14 protein-coding genes are annotated in these 14,496 nt (G+C 66.9%); 11 read left to right on the top strand and 3 right to left on the bottom strand.

Annotation, left to right across the window (positions count from 1 at the left end; translation table 11 throughout):
- The first annotated feature begins 253 nt into the window (after window positions 1-253).
- The 4 genes from phaC (at window position 254) to phaR (ending at window position 4,953) form a co-directional block, all read left to right on the top strand.
- A complete protein-coding gene (phaC, locus tag WS51_RS19370; protein ID WP_069229663.1) occupies window positions 254-2,128 on the top strand; it encodes a class I poly(R)-hydroxyalkanoic acid synthase in 1,875 nt (624 codons plus the stop codon).
- Window positions 2,129-2,227: 99 nt separating this feature from the next.
- Window positions 2,228-3,409, top strand: coding sequence for an acetyl-CoA C-acetyltransferase (locus WS51_RS19365; protein ID WP_059806627.1), 1,182 nt, complete (start codon window positions 2,228-2,230; stop codon window positions 3,407-3,409).
- A gap of 118 nt (window positions 3,410-3,527) precedes the next feature.
- Window positions 3,528-4,268: a 3-ketoacyl-ACP reductase gene (locus WS51_RS19360; RefSeq protein WP_059451434.1), complete on the top strand. Its 741-nt coding sequence runs from the start codon at window positions 3,528-3,530 to the stop codon at window positions 4,266-4,268.
- Window positions 4,269-4,386: 118 nt separating this feature from the next.
- On the top strand, window positions 4,387-4,953 hold the full coding sequence (gene phaR, locus WS51_RS19355) for a polyhydroxyalkanoate synthesis repressor PhaR (RefSeq protein WP_011549704.1): 567 nt from the start codon (window positions 4,387-4,389) through the stop codon (window positions 4,951-4,953).
- A gap of 156 nt (window positions 4,954-5,109) precedes the next feature.
- Here the strand turns inward: phaR and WS51_RS19350 are convergent, their stop codons facing one another.
- A complete protein-coding gene (locus tag WS51_RS19350; RefSeq protein WP_059451433.1) occupies window positions 5,110-5,364 on the bottom strand; it encodes a hypothetical protein in 255 nt (84 codons plus the stop codon).
- 215 nt (window positions 5,365-5,579) lie between these two features.
- Here WS51_RS19350 and rimO point away from each other — a divergent pair, with 215 nt between their 5' ends.
- The 4 genes from rimO to WS51_RS19330 all read left to right on the top strand — a co-directional run bounded on the left by rimO (window position 5,580) and on the right by WS51_RS19330 (window position 9,728).
- Window positions 5,580-6,941 (top strand): 30S ribosomal protein S12 methylthiotransferase RimO, encoded by a 1,362-nt coding sequence (gene rimO / locus WS51_RS19345; protein ID WP_059451432.1) that lies wholly within the window; start codon window positions 5,580-5,582, stop codon window positions 6,939-6,941.
- A gap of 3 nt (window positions 6,942-6,944) precedes the next feature.
- Window positions 6,945-7,871, top strand: a complete 927-nt coding sequence (locus WS51_RS19340) for a sugar kinase (RefSeq protein WP_060360086.1) — start codon at window positions 6,945-6,947, stop codon at window positions 7,869-7,871.
- Between the two features lie 16 nt (window positions 7,872-7,887).
- The gene (locus tag WS51_RS19335) at window positions 7,888-8,430 is read left to right on the top strand and encodes a hypothetical protein (protein ID WP_059544752.1); all 543 of its coding nucleotides are present in this window, start codon (window positions 7,888-7,890) and stop codon (window positions 8,428-8,430) included.
- Between the two features lie 113 nt (window positions 8,431-8,543).
- Entirely contained in the window at window positions 8,544-9,728 is a 1,185-nt protein-coding gene (locus WS51_RS19330; protein WP_059502161.1) for a cystathionine beta-lyase, read from the top strand.
- 84 nt (window positions 9,729-9,812) lie between these two features.
- Here the strand turns inward: WS51_RS19330 and serB are convergent, their stop codons facing one another.
- Both serB and WS51_RS19320 read right to left on the bottom strand, forming a co-directional pair.
- Window positions 9,813-10,658, bottom strand: coding sequence for a phosphoserine phosphatase SerB (serB, locus tag WS51_RS19325; protein WP_069229662.1), 846 nt, complete (start codon window positions 10,656-10,658; stop codon window positions 9,813-9,815).
- Window positions 10,659-10,847: 189 nt separating this feature from the next.
- Window positions 10,848-11,789, bottom strand: a complete 942-nt coding sequence (locus tag WS51_RS19320) for a LysR family transcriptional regulator (protein WP_059502156.1) — start codon at window positions 11,787-11,789, stop codon at window positions 10,848-10,850.
- A gap of 123 nt (window positions 11,790-11,912) precedes the next feature.
- Here WS51_RS19320 and WS51_RS19315 point away from each other — a divergent pair, with 123 nt between their 5' ends.
- From WS51_RS19315 to WS51_RS19305, 3 genes are all read left to right on the top strand, one after another.
- The gene (locus WS51_RS19315; RefSeq protein ID WP_069229661.1) at window positions 11,913-12,929 is read left to right on the top strand and encodes a zinc-binding alcohol dehydrogenase family protein; all 1,017 of its coding nucleotides are present in this window, start codon (window positions 11,913-11,915) and stop codon (window positions 12,927-12,929) included.
- A gap of 249 nt (window positions 12,930-13,178) precedes the next feature.
- Window positions 13,179-13,730: a DUF6013 family protein gene (locus WS51_RS19310; protein ID WP_059951909.1), complete on the top strand. Its 552-nt coding sequence runs from the start codon at window positions 13,179-13,181 to the stop codon at window positions 13,728-13,730.
- 259 nt (window positions 13,731-13,989) lie between these two features.
- On the top strand, window positions 13,990-14,463 hold the full coding sequence (locus tag WS51_RS19305) for a PliI family lysozyme inhibitor of I-type lysozyme (protein ID WP_059502152.1): 474 nt from the start codon (window positions 13,990-13,992) through the stop codon (window positions 14,461-14,463).
- Window positions 14,464-14,496 lie beyond the last annotated feature (33 nt).

Genomic DNA, 14,496 nt, shown 5'->3' with positions numbered 1-14,496 from the left:
CAAGTCGGTCAAAATGTTTTATGTCTCGCCGGAAGCCTTGTCCCGCTTGTTGCGCGCGGATTATCTCCCGGCAGAAATGTTCGCTTGTTTGACGCAGTGCTTCACATGGGGAAAACGATAATGATAAAAATACCGCACTGCGGCAGAATCTGGAGACGCCTCTCCAGAGCATGACGGCCCGGCTCGCAGCCGGCATGCCGCGCGCGAGCAGGATTTCACGATTGACGCTCACGAATCACCGGTAAGGCAGGTAATGACAGCATCGAAAAATTCGTCGACGTCCGCTCAGGCGGGCGCTTCCGCGGGCAGCACCGGATTCTCCCAGGCCACCCAGCCGATGCAGCAGATGTTCGAGGCATGGCTGAACGCCTGGCGCGGTTTCGCCGATCCGGCGCGCGCCGCAACGGCGGCGACCACCGCGAATCCGTTCGCCGCATTCCAGTTCCCCGCAGCGGTTCCGTTCCAGATGCCGTCGATGCCCGATCTGGGCGCCTTTGGCGGCCTGGCCTCGCCGTTCGCGGGGCTGAAGCTGCCGGTGGCCGCGATCCCGCCGGAACGACTCCAGAAGCTGCAGGCCGACTATGCGCGCGACTGCGTGACGCTGATGCAGCAGGCCGCCGCCGCGAAGCTCGAGCCGCCTGAACTGAAGGACCGGCGCTTCAGCGCGGATGCGTGGAAGGCATCGCCCGCTCATGCGTTCGCGGCCGCGTGGTACCTGCTCAACGCGCGCTACCTGCAGGAGCTGGCCGACGCGCTCGAGACCGATCCGAAGACGCGCGAACGCATTCGATTCTCGGTCCAGCAATGGACGGCCGCCGCCGCGCCGAGCAATTTCCTCGCACTCAATCCCGACGCACAGAAATCGATTCTCGAAACGCAGGGCGAAAGCTTGCGGCAGGGCATGATGAACCTGCTCGGCGACATGCAGCGCGGCAAGATTTCGCAGACCGACGAATCGCAGTTCGTGGTCGGCAAGAACCTCGGGTGTACTGAAGGCTCGGTCGTCTACGAGAACGACCTGATTCAGCTGATCCAGTACGCGCCGAAGACGGACAAGGTGTTCGAGCGGCCGCTCCTGATCGTGCCGCCGTGCATCAACAAGTTCTACATCCTCGACCTGCAGCCCGAGAATTCGCTGGTCGCGCATGCGTTGTCGAGCGGCCACCAGGTGTTCCTCGTGTCGTGGCGCAACGCCGATGCATCGGTCGCGCACAAGACGTGGGACGACTACATGAACGAAGGGCTGCTCGCGGCGATCGACGCCGTGCAGCAGATCAGCGGCCGCGAGCAGATCAACACGCTCGGCTTCTGCGTCGGCGGCACGATGCTCGCGACCGCGCTCGCGGTGCTCGCCGCGCGCGGCGAACATCCGGCCGCGTCGATGACGCTGCTGACCGCGATGCTCGACTTCACCGACACCGGCATCCTCGACGTATTCGTCGACGAGGCGCACGTGCAGATGCGCGAGCAGACCATCGGCGGCAAGAGCGGCGCGGCCCCGGGCCTGATGCGCGGCGTCGAGTTCGCGAACACGTTCTCGTTCCTGCGCCCGAACGACCTCGTGTGGAACTACGTCGTCGACAACTACCTGAAGGGCCGCACGCCGGCCGCGTTCGACCTGCTGTACTGGAACAGCGACTCGACGAGCCTGCCGGGCCCGATGTACGCGTGGTACCTGCGCAATACCTATCTCGAGAACAAGCTGCGCGTGCCGGGTGCGCTGACCGTGTGCGGCGAGCCCGTCGACCTGTCGCGCATCGACGTGCCGACCTTCATCTACGGGTCGCGCGAGGATCACATCGTGCCGTGGCAAACGGCCTACGCGTCGACGTCGATCCTGACGGGCCCGCTGAAGTTCGTGCTCGGTGCGTCGGGCCACATCGCGGGCGTGATCAATCCGCCGGCGAAGAAGAAGCGCAGCTACTGGGTCAACGACAACGACCTGCCCGAATCCGCGGACGACTGGTTTGCCGGCGCGACCGAACAGCCGGGCAGCTGGTGGACGACCTGGGTCGAGTGGCTCGACCAGTACGGCGGCCGCAAGGTGGCGCCGCCGGCCAAGGCCGGTTCGGCGCAGTTCCCGGTGATCGAGCCGGCGCCGGGCCGCTACGTGTTGCAGCGCGATTGACGAAAGCCGGGCAGCGGCGCACGCTGTCCGGTGCACCGCAGTTTTTTTAACAGGGCCGGTAGCGATGCGCCGTGTCGTGCGGGCCTGGAGGAAAGGGAAATGACGGACGTAGTGATCGTATCGGCCGCGCGGACCGCGGTCGGCAAATTCGGCGGCTCGCTCGCGAAGGTCGCGGCACCGGAGTTGGGCGCGACGGTGATTCGCGCGGTGCTGGAGCGTGCGGGCGTGAAGCCCGAGCAGGTGAGCGAAGTGATCATGGGGCAGGTGCTGACGGCGGGCTCGGGACAGAACCCGGCGCGCCAGTCGCTGATCAAGGCGGGCCTGCCGAGCGCGGTGCCGGGCATGACGATCAACAAGGTGTGCGGCTCGGGCCTGAAGGCGGTGATGCTGGCGGCGAACGCGATCATGGCGGGCGACGCGGACATCGTGATCGCGGGCGGCCAGGAGAACATGAGCGCGGCGCCGCACGTGCTGCCGGGCTCGCGCGACGGGTTCCGGATGGGCGATGCGAAGCTGGTCGACACGATGATCGTCGACGGCCTGTGGGACGTGTACAACCAGTACCACATGGGCATCACGGCGGAGAACGTCGCGAAGGAATACGGGATCACGCGCGAGGAGCAGGACGCGTTCGCGGCGCTGTCGCAGAACAAGGCGGAAGCCGCGCAGAAGGCGGGCCGCTTCGCCGACGAGATCGTGCCGGTGTCGATTCCGCAGCGCAAGGGCGAGCCGCTGCAGTTCGCGACCGACGAGTTCGTGCGTCACGGCGTGACGGCGGAATCGCTGGCGGGGCTCAAGCCGGCGTTCGCGAAGGACGGCTCGGTGACGGCGGCGAACGCGTCGGGGCTGAACGACGGCGCGGCGGCGGTGCTGGTGATGTCGGCGCAGAAGGCGGCGGCGCTGGGGCTGACGCCGCTTGCGCGGATCAAGGCGTACGCGAACGCGGGCGTGGATCCGAGTGTGATGGGCATGGGTCCGGTGCCGGCGTCGCGCCGCTGCCTGGAGCGTGCGGGCTGGACGCCGGGCGACCTGGACCTGATGGAAATCAACGAGGCATTCGCGGCGCAGGCGCTGGCGGTGCACAAGCAGATGGGCTGGGACACGTCGAAGGTGAACGTGAACGGCGGGGCGATCGCGATCGGTCACCCGATCGGCGCATCGGGCTGCCGGATCCTGGTGACGCTGCTGCACGAGATGGTCAAGCGCGATGCGAAGCGCGGGCTGGCGTCGCTGTGCATCGGCGGCGGGATGGGCGTCGCGCTCGCGGTCGAGCGTCCGTAACCGTTCTTCGTCACCGTCAAACCAATCCGGGCGCCGGCCGATTGCTGCTTCGGCCGGCGCCACGTGAAGTCAGAGGGGCCTGCGGCGGCTCTCGAAACCAAAAAATGGAGTGAGATTTATGTCTCAGCGAATTGCGTACGTAACGGGCGGGATGGGCGGCATCGGCACCAGCATCTGCCAGCGTCTGTCGAAAGACGGCTTCAAGGTGGTCGCAGGTTGCGGCCCGAATTCGCCGCGCCGGGTGAAATGGCTCGAGGAGCAGAAGGCGCTCGGCTACGATTTCATCGCGTCGGAAGGCAACGTGGGCGACTGGGACTCGACCAAGGCAGCATTCGACAAGGTCAAGGCCGAAGTCGGCGAGATCGACGTGCTGGTCAACAATGCGGGCATCACGCGCGACGTCGTGTTCCGCAAGATGACGCACGAGGACTGGACGGCCGTGATCGACACGAACCTGACGAGCCTGTTCAACGTGACGAAGCAGGTGATCGACGGGATGGTCGAGCGCGGCTGGGGGCGGATCATCAACATTTCGTCGGTGAACGGCCAGAAGGGGCAATTCGGCCAGACGAACTACTCGACCGCGAAGGCCGGGATCCACGGCTTCACGATGGCGCTTGCGCAGGAAGTCGCAACGAAGGGCGTGACGGTCAACACCGTGTCGCCCGGCTACATCGGCACCGACATGGTGAAGGCGATCCGCCCGGACGTGCTCGAGAAGATCGTCGCGACGATTCCGGTGCGTCGTCTTGGCGCGCCCGAGGAAATCGGTTCGATCGTCGCGTGGCTCGCGTCGAACGATTCGGGTTTCGCGACCGGCGCCGACTTCTCGCTGAACGGCGGCCTGCATATGGGCTGAACGCCCGGCTGCGCGCGCCGCTTCGGCCGCGCGGCCTGGTGTTTCCGAAGGCCCCCGCCTCCCGGAACCGGGCGGCGGGGATTCGTCACTTGCGCTACGCTGCACTCAAAGGCGTTACATGACTACTACAAAGAAAACGGCCGAGCGGCTCATCAAGAAGTACCCGAACCGCCGGCTCTACGATACCGAGACGAGCACGTACATCACGCTGACCGACGTCAAGCAGCTCGTGCTGGAACAGGAGGACTTCAAGGTCGTCGACGCGAAATCCAACGAAGACCTGACGCGCAGCATCCTGCTGCAGATCATCCTCGAGGAAGAGAGCGGCGGCGTGCCGATGTTCTCGTCGTCGATGCTGTCGCAGATCATCCGTTTCTACGGTCATGCGATGCAGGGCATGATGGGCACGTACCTGGAAAAGAACATCCAGGCGTTCATCGACATCCAGAACAAGCTCGCGGATCAATCGAAGAACCTGTACGAAGGCAACGCGATGAATCCGGAAGTCTGGTCGCAGTTCATGAACATGCAGGCGCCGATGATGCAAGGGATGATGACGAGCTACATCGAGCAGTCGAAGAACATGTTCGTGCAGATGCAGGAGCAGATGCAGAACCAGGCGAAGTCGATGTTCAGCACGTTCCCGTTCAAGCAACCGGGCGCGCCGGAGCCGGAAAAGAAGTAATCGCGACGCTTGCGCGGCAGGCCGGTCGGGGCGGCACATGCCGCCACCCGACGGCTCGCGTGCGCGACGCGCGGCGCCGTGATGCAGCCGCTCGCCGTTGCGTCTGGCCGCATCGCGATGCGTAGCGGCAAAGCCCGCGCGGTTCGCGGGGCGGCCTCAAAGTGCCGGATCGAAATCCTGGTGGTCGTCAGCCGGAGGAAGATCGAGCACGAGCTTTACCGCGCAGTAGTTCGCCTTCAGCGAAAACACGCGGCCGATCACCAGAAACGTCTGGTGTGAATTGTCGAGTTCGACGAAGTCGCCCGGCTGCGGCACGTGGGCGCCCTGGTCGTAGGAAAAGCTGGTGCTGGTCTGCTCGCCGATGGTCTCGGCGGCGTGCTCGGTGAATTCGATCGTGATATGGGTGGTCATGCGAACCCCGTTGGGTAAGTGAAGAGAAGTGACGGTGCGATTTTCGCATAGGGGCGTGGGGAGGCTTCGGCGATCGTTGTGCGCGACATGCGGTGATCGTGCCCGTCGTTTCGCCATCGTCGGTCTGAAAGGGCTCGATCAGCGGCCGGTTTTGCCTCGCTGACCCATAAATAGCTGTAAACTCACGCTTTTGCCGCCACGCCCCCACATTCCAGATGTCCCAGTCCCCCAAAGTAGGCTTCGTGTCGCTCGGGTGCCCGAAGGCGCTCGTCGATTCCGAACAAATCATCACCCAGCTGCGCGCCGAGGGTTATGAAATCTCCGGCACTTACGACGGTGCCGACCTCGTCGTCGTCAACACCTGCGGCTTCATCGACGAAGCGGTGCAGGAAAGCCTCGACGCGATCGGCGAAGCGCTGACCGAGAACGGCAAGGTGATCGTCACCGGCTGCCTCGGCGCGAAGTCGAGCGCCAGCGGCTCGAACCTCATCGAGGAGGTCCACCCGAAGGTGCTCGCCGTCACCGGCCCGCACGCGGTGGGCGAAGTGATGCAGGCCGTGCACTCGCACCTGCCGAAGCCGCACGATCCGTTCGTCGACCTCGTGCCGGCCGCCGGCATCAAGCTCACGCCGCGCCATTACGCATACCTGAAGATCTCCGAAGGCTGCAACCACCGCTGCACGTTCTGCATCATCCCGTCGATGCGCGGCGACCTCGTGTCGCGTCCGGTCGCGGAAGTGATGCTCGAGGCGGAGAACCTGTTCAAGTCGGGCGTGAAGGAACTGCTCGTGATCTCGCAGGACACGAGCGCGTACGGTGTCGACGTGAAGTACCGCACGGGCTTCTGGAACGGCAAGCCGATCAAGACGCGCATGACCGATCTGGTCGCCGCGCTCGGCGAACTCGCCGCGCAGTACGGCGCCTGGGTGCGCCTGCACTACGTGTATCCGTATCCGAGCGTCGACGAAGTCATTCCGCTGATGGCCGAAGGCCCGTTCAAGGGCCACGTGCTGCCGTATCTCGACGTGCCGTTCCAGCACGCGCATCCGGAAGTGTTGAAGCGCATGAAGCGCCCGGCGAACGCCGAGAAGGTGCTCGAGCGCGTGCAGAAGTGGCGCGAGATCTGCCCGGACCTGACGATCCGCAGCACGTTCATTGCCGGCTTCCCCGGCGAGACGGAAGCGCAGTTCGAAACGCTGCTCGACTTCATCCGCGAGGCGGAACTCGATCGCGTCGGCTGCTTTGCGTATTCGCCGGTCGAAGGCGCAACCGCGAACGAGCTCGACGGCGCGCTGCCGGACGACGTCCGCGAAGAGCGTCGCGCGCGCTTCATGGAAGTCGCCGAGGAAGTGTCGGCACGGCGCATCCAGCGCAAGGTCGGCAAGACGCTCAAGGTGCTGATCGACGAAGTCGGCGAGGAAGGCGGCATCGGTCGCACGGCGGCCGATGCGCCGGAGATCGACGGCGTGGTCTACGTCGAGCCGGCGACGAAGGCGTCGAAGCGCTACAAGGTCGGCGATTTCGTGTCGGTGAAGATCACCGGCGCGGACGGCCACGACCTGTGGGGCGAGGTCTAAGCGATGTCCGCAGCATTCCCGCAGATCCTCGCGCTCGGCGAGGCGATGATCGAGTTCAACCAGTCGCAGCCGGGCCGTCCCGAATTCCTTCAGGGCTTCGGCGGCGACACGTCGAACTTCTGCATCGCCGCGGCGCGCCAGGGTGCGTCGACGGGCTTCGTGTCCGCGATCGGCGACGATCCGTTCGGCCGCCTGCTGGCCGACATGTGGGCGGTCGAGCAGGTCGACACGACGTACGTGCGGATCGACCGCTCGGCGCCGACCGGCGTGTATTTCGTCACGCACGGCGCTAACGGCCATCAGTTCGACTATCTGCGCGCGGGCTCCGCGGCGAGCCGCTACTCGGTGGCCGACCTGCCGTTCGACGCGCTGGCCGCGGCGAAGGCCGTTCACCTGTCGGGCATCAGCCTCGCGATCAGCACGAGCGCATGCGACGCCGCGTTCGCCGCGATCGACCATGCGCGCAGCAACGGCGCGCAGGTCAGCTTCGACACGAACCTGCGCCTGAAGCTGTGGCCGCTGCCGCGTGCCCGCGCGGTGATGCGCGAGGCGCTGCGCCAGACGGACATCTGCCTGCCGAGCTGGGACGACGTCACGGCGCTCACGGGCGCGAGCGATCGCGACGCGATCGTCGATGCGATGCTCGAACATGGGCCACGGGTCGTCGCGCTGAAACTCGGCAAGGAAGGCGCGTACGTCGCGACGCCGAACGAACGGCGCGTGGTGCCGGGCTTCGCGGTCAAGGCCGTCGATGCGACGGGCGCGGGCGACTGCTTCGGCGGCGCGTTCGTCGCGCGGATCGTCGCGGGCGACGATCCGTTCGCGGCCGCGCGCTACGCGAACGCGGCCGCGGCGCTGTCGACGACCGGTTACGGCGCGGTCGCGCCGATTCCGTACCGCGACGCGGTGGAACGCCTGATGCAGGGCTAGCAAGGAGCAATACAACGTGGGTCGATATTCGGAATGGCAACGGGCGCTGGTGATCGCCGGGGCGTTGGCGGTGGGCTTCACGATGCCGGGCGTGGTCGCGGCGCAGGCCGGCGCGCCGAACGCGCAGCAGGATGAAGCGGCGCCCGCGCGGCCGCTGCGGCCGAATCCGGAGTTCGCCCGCCTGCCGCGCTACGAGGGCACGCTCGGCGACAGGCCGATCGTCGTGCATCTCGGACCGAAGACGGACGAGGAGGGCGTGCACGGCGAATACCAGTTCGCGGACACGGGCGAGGTGGTATTGCTCGCCGGCGATCGCGACGGCGACACGCTCGAAATCGAGGAATCGAACGACGGCACGAACATCACGGGCGTGTGGATCGGCCGCTTCGACGCGACGGGCGACCTGAAGGCCGACCGGATGAACTCGGACGAATCGGATCCGCAACCGGTCGTGCTACGCCTGGCGCCCGGCAAGCGGGCGGCGCTGCAGGTGCGCGATGGCCGCGTGCGGGAGATCGAGACGGTCGGCGGCATCGTCAACCTGCGCACCGACGACTGAGCGTGCGCTGGCTCGGTGCGCGCGGCGCGCATTGTACCGGGCCAAGCACGCCGATTTTGGCTACCCTAGCGCTATATTCCGCAACCGAACGGCCTTTCGCCGGGCCTCCTGCCATGACAGCATCCACTTCGAAGCGCGCACTCCAGACCCGCATCGTTCAACCCGACGACAACATTCCGGAAGGCTTCCGCTCGTTCGTCCCGCCGGTCGAGCGTGCATCGACGGTCGTATTCCCCGATCTCGCGACGATGCGCGCGCTGGTGTGGCACAACGACAACCAGTGGCGCTATGGACTGCACGCGACGCCGACGTCGCTCGCGCTCGCGCAGCGGCTCGCCGAGATCGAGGGCGGCACGCATGCGCTGCTGCAGCCGTCGGGCCTCGCGGCGATCATGAACGTCTATTTCGGGCTCGTGAAGGCGGGCGACGACGTGCTGATCCCGCACAACGTGTACGGGCCGAACGCCGATTTCGGCAACTGGCTCGCGAAGGATTTCGGCATCACCGCGCGCTTCTACGATCCGCTGGTCGGCGCGGGCATCGCCGAGCTGATCCAGCCGAACACGCGGCTGATCTGGATCGAGGCGCCGGGCTCGGTGACGATGGAAGTGCCCGACGTGCGCGCGATCACGACGGTCGCGCAGGCGCACGGCATCGTCACCGCGATCGACAACACGTATTCGGCCGGCCTCGCGTTCAAGCCGTTCGACCATGGCGTCGACATCTCGGTGCAGGCGCTCACCAAGTATCAATCAGGCGGCAGCGACGTGCTGATGGGCGCGACCATCACCGCGAACGCGGCGCTGCACGCACAACTGAAGCTCGCGCGCATGCGCTGCGGCATCGGCGTGTCGGTCGACGATTGCTCGCTCGTGCTGCGCAGCCTGCCGAGCATGCAGGTGCGCTTCGATGCGCATGGCAAGAGCGCGCTCGCGCTCGCGCAATGGCTGAAGGCGCGCCCGGAGATCGCGGCCGTGCTGCATCCGCAATTGCCGGACTGTCCGGGGCATGCGTCGTTCATGCGCGACTTCACCGGCGCGGGCGGGTTGTTCTCGGTGGTGTTCGACGAACGCTACAGCAGCGAGCAGATCGATCGCTTCGTCGAGGCGCTCGAGCTGTTCGCGATCGGCTGGAGCTGGGGCGGTGCATGCAGCCTCGCGATGCCTTACGACGTGGCGTCGATGCGTGCGGAGTGGCCGCATCGCGGCACGCTGGTGCGCTTCTACGTCGGTCTCGAAGACGAAGCCGACTTGCGCGCGGACATCGAGCGCGCGCTGCAGGCTACGCTCGGCAAATAACGGAACCGAAGCGAAAAACGAAACGCCCGCGCGATGCCATGTCGCGCGGGCGTGTTTTCATGGGCGGCGTTCGCCGACCGGAAATCAGAAGAGCCGCAGCAGCCCGTCGAGGCCGACGTGGTCGAATGCGACGGTAGCCGCGTCACGCACGACCGGCTTTGCGTGGAACGCGACCGACAGCCCCGCTTCGGCCATCATCTTCAGATCGTTCGACCCGTCGCCCATCGCGATCGCGCGGCTCGGCTCGATGCCAAGCGATGTGCAGGTATCGCGCAGCATGCGCGCCTTCACGTCCGCGTTGACGATTTCGCCGAGCACCTTGCCGGTCAGCTTGCCGTCGACGATCTCGAGCGTGTTCGCGTGTGCGTAGTCGAGGCCCAGGCGCGCCTTCAGGCGCTCGGTGAAGAACGTGAAGCCGCCCGATACGAGCAGCGTCTTCAGTCCCGCGGCCTTCACGCCGGCGAGCATCGTCTCCGCGCCCGGCGACAATTGCAGCCGCTCCTCGTACACGCGTTCGAGTGCCTGCGCGTCGAGGCCCGCGAGCAACGCGACGCGGCGCGTCAGGCTCTCGTTGAAGTCGCGGATCTCGCCGCGCATCGATGCCTCGGTGATCTCCGCGACCTGCGTCTTCAGCCCGCAGAAATCGGCGATCTCGTCGATGCACTCGATCGTGATCAGCGTCGAATCCATGTCCATCACCACGAGCCCGAACTCGCCAAGCGTGCGGCCTGCTTCGACGAAACCGAAGTCGAGCGCGTGCGTGCCGCAGTACGCGTCGATGTCGAGCCGCTGCGCGGGGTTTGCGTTCTCGATACGCAGCGCGTGATCGTCGGTCTGCACGATGCGGGTGCCGCGCGACAGCGCGAGCAGCGGTTTGTGGTGCGCGTCCGACAACGGCGCGAGACTCTGGATGACGAGGTTGTGGGTCATGACGGAATGATTGGAAGCGAATGAAACGCGTGCGTGGCCGGTGTGCGGCCGCCTGCGAGCGCGGGGCTGGTCAGGGGTTGGCCCGGCGCGTCGCGAACGCGCCATTGTAGCCGGTTGGTGTCCGCGCGCGACCGGATTGCCGCCGATGCCCGGCCGGGGCCGCCGCATGCTCTGCTCACGGGATGGCGCCTAGCGTGCGTCCGCGCGATCCCAGTACGGCGGATCGCCGAAATGCTCGGCCAGGAACGCGATGAACGCGAGCGTCTTGAGCGGCACGTGCGCGCGGCTCGGATAGACGGCCCAGATCGCGACGTCGTTCGCGAACGGGTAGTCGTCGAGCACCGTGACGAGCGCGCCGCTCGCGAGCAGCGGGCCGACGTCCCAGGTCGACTTGATCGCGATGCCGAAGCCGTCCACGAGCGCCTCGCGGATCGCCTCGCCGTTGCTCGCGACGAGGCGGCCGCCGACCCGCACGGTGAGCGGGCCCTGCGGCGTGACGAACGACCAGTCGCGCTGGTCGCCGAGGATCACGCATTCGTGCTGCGCGAGGTCGGCCGGGTGGCGCGGCATCCCGTGTTCGGCGAGATACGCGGGCGAGCAGCACAGCACGCGCCGGTTCGTGGCGAGCTTGCGCGCGACCAGCGTCGAGTCCTTCAGTGCGCCGAGGCGGATCGCGACGTCGTAGCCGTCGTCGACCAGGTCGACGATCTCGTCGGACAGCCGCAGGTCGAGCGACACGGACGGGTAGCGCCGCAGGAACGCGGGAATCACGGGCGCGACGTGCTGGCGTCCGAACGACGACGACATCGACACCTTCAGCCGTCCGTAGGGCTCGCTGCGGCCGCGACCGACCGATGCGCGCGCGGCGTCGGCCGCCGACAGCAGCGCCTCGGCGCGCGCCATGAAGACCTCGCCGTCCTGCGTGAGGCTGATGCGGCGCGTGGTGCGATGCAGCAACCGCGCGCCGAGCTGGCGTTCCAGCTGCGCGATGCGCGCGCTCGCGACCGCGGCCGACACGCCGAATTCGCGGCCGGCCGCGCTGACGTTCGCGAGCAGCGCCGCGCGCACGAACAGGCCGACGTCGAGCAGGTCGAGCGGCTTGTCGGGGGCCGGAATCGGATCGGATGCCATTGTTCTGAAATTCCTGAAAATGTTTCAGGAAATATAGCGGTTTTCTCGAAGGATCGGGCAGCCTACGATGGCATGCAAGGGGTCGCGCCGCGGCCCGCCCGATTATCGTGAAGGAGTTTCGTGATGAAAGCCGTTGGACTGACCCGTTATCTGCCGATCGACGACCCGCAGGCGCTCGTCGACGTTGAACTGCCGCAACCCGTGCCGGGCCCGCGCGACCTGCTGGTGAAGGTCGAGGCGATCTCCGTGAACCCGGTCGACACCAAGGTGCGGGCGCCGAAGCCGCAGGTCGAGCAAACCCCGCGCGTGCTCGGCTGGGATGCGGCCGGCACGGTCGTCGCGGTCGGTGCCGAGGTGACGATGTTCCGCCCCGGCGACGAGGTGTTCTACGCGGGCAGCATCACGCGCGCCGGCGCGAACAGCGAATTCCACACGGTCGACGAGCGGATCGCGGCGATCAAGCCGCGCTCGCTCGACTTCGCGGCGTCGGCCGCGTTGCCGCTCACCGCGCTGACCGCGTGGGAGGCGCTGTTCGACCGGCTGCGCGTATCGCCGCAGGGCGCGGACGCGGGCAAGTCGGTGCTGATCATCGGCGGCGCGGGCGGCGTGGGCTCGATCGCGATCCAGCTGGCGAAGACGCTCGGCAAGCTGCGCGTGATCGCGACCGCGTCGCGGCCGGCATCGGCCGAATGGGTGCGCTCGCTCGGCGCTGACGACGTGGTCGACCATTTCGGCGACCTGCCTGCACAACTGCGCGAAATCGGCCATGCGAACGTCGACTACGTGCTGATCTTCAACGACACGGATCGTCATTTTCCTGCCGCGGCGGAAATAATCCGGCCGCAGGGCGGCATTTGCACGATCGTCGAGAACGACCAGCCGATTCCGGTCGAGTTGCTGAAGGCGAAGAGCGCCGCGTTTCACTGGGAGTTCATGTTCACGCGTGCGATGTTCGAGACGCCGGACATGATCGAGCAGCACAAGATCCTGAGCGAGGTGGCGAGGCTCGTCGACGGCGGCACGCTGCGCACGACGCTCGGCGAGCAGCTCGGCCCGATCAACGCTGCGAACCTGCGGCGCGCGCACCAGCTGCTCGAGGCCGGGCGTGCGATCGGCAAGCTGGTGCTCAGCGGCTTCTGAGTGCTTCCGGGCCGGTTGCTTTTCGCCCGGCCGACGAAGGGACTTCCTTCGCGGCGGAAACCTCGACGCGGCCCTGCGTTTTTCCGACACGCGAGCTCGCCCGTACGGGATAGGGCGTCGCGAACGCAAGCGGGGTAACACCCGATGCGTTTGCGGCGCACTGCATGCCGCTTGGCGGTAGACTGACGACGCATCATGCATCGAAAACCGCGCGGCACGCGCGTGCCGCCGCATTACAAGGAGGTCAGCATGAGCCATCGCAGCTTGTCAGTCGCCGTATCGTGGTCTGCCGTGTTCGCGGCGGCGTGCGTGAGCGCGAGCGTATTCGCGGCGCCGCCGGTCAAGGGCAGCCTGAAGGGCGGCGGCACGGGGCAGCTCGAATACACCGTCAAGGTCGACTCGAAGACCTTCGGCAATACGCAGGAGACCCGCAAGATCCGCTCGGGCGAAACGGACGACTTCAACTGGAAGTCGGTGCCGCCGGGCGGCGCGGTCGCGATGCCTGACGGTTGTCCTAACGCCGACAACCTGCCGCGCGACGCGAACGGCGCGATGGTGCGCCAGACCCAGGTGCGGCTCGCGCCGTCGGTCGACGCGAAGGGCATCGCGAACGTGCAGATGAGCTTCCAGGCTGCCGCGCCGAAAGGCGCGCGCAACGTGAGCGCGGGCGGCAAGTCGCTGCAGTGCCCGGACGTCGTGTCGGTGAGCCAGGTCAAGTGGGTGTCGATTTCGACCAATGGCGGGTCCAAGTCCGTCACGATGAGCGACGGCACGAAGGTGACAGTGTCGATCAAGCGCTGAGCGGGCGCGCGGGCCGGTGACGCACCCGGTGCGCGCGCAACCAGTCGCGGTGCGCATTCACGCGATTCGGGCATGGTTGCGCGTGGCGGTTTCGTGGCGCGCGCGTCGGACCTTTCCACCGACGGACCTTCGATCTCGTCACGCCTGGTACGCCTGGTGCGGCCCGGCAGCGCGGCCACACGCGCGCGGCGGTCTGCGTGACGTCACGCGGATGTCACGTTATCCTGCCGCATTCTCCATCTTCCCTGAACGACATTCCATGAAACATTGCATGCGCGTGCTGCTGTCGGCTGCTGCGTTCGTTGCCGCCCATGCGCAGGCGGCCGACGATTGCAGCTTCGTGAAGAAGGTCGAACTGCCGTCGCGACAGCAGATTGCCGTCGTGTCGAGCGGCGCGCTCGAACCGTGCTCGACCGGCAGTTATGCGGTGCGCGTGTATTCGACCGCGCATGCCGCACCGGGCTTCGATACGGACGACTACGTAACGGGCGTGCTGCATGCGCGCGACGGCACCGTCGCCGATGCATTCACGGCCGACCTCGGCGCGCGTGCGCCGCAGGCGCTCGTCGTCACGACGCGCTCGGCCGGCAGCGGCGGTTACGTCGGTGCGCAGGCCTATGTGACGACGCCGCGCGCGGTGCGGCTCGTCGCGTCCGTCGACGGGCTGGCGCCCGACGCGGACGTCACGGCCGCGTTGCGTCAGGCCATCGGCAAACGCCGCGCCGCGCGCTGAGCGCACGCCACGCGGATGCCGCGGGGATCGCGG

Source organism: Burkholderia territorii, assembly GCF_001718335.1.
Lineage (GTDB): Bacteria > Pseudomonadota > Gammaproteobacteria > Burkholderiales > Burkholderiaceae > Burkholderia > Burkholderia territorii.
This window is presented reverse-complemented; position numbering and strand designations above follow the sequence as displayed.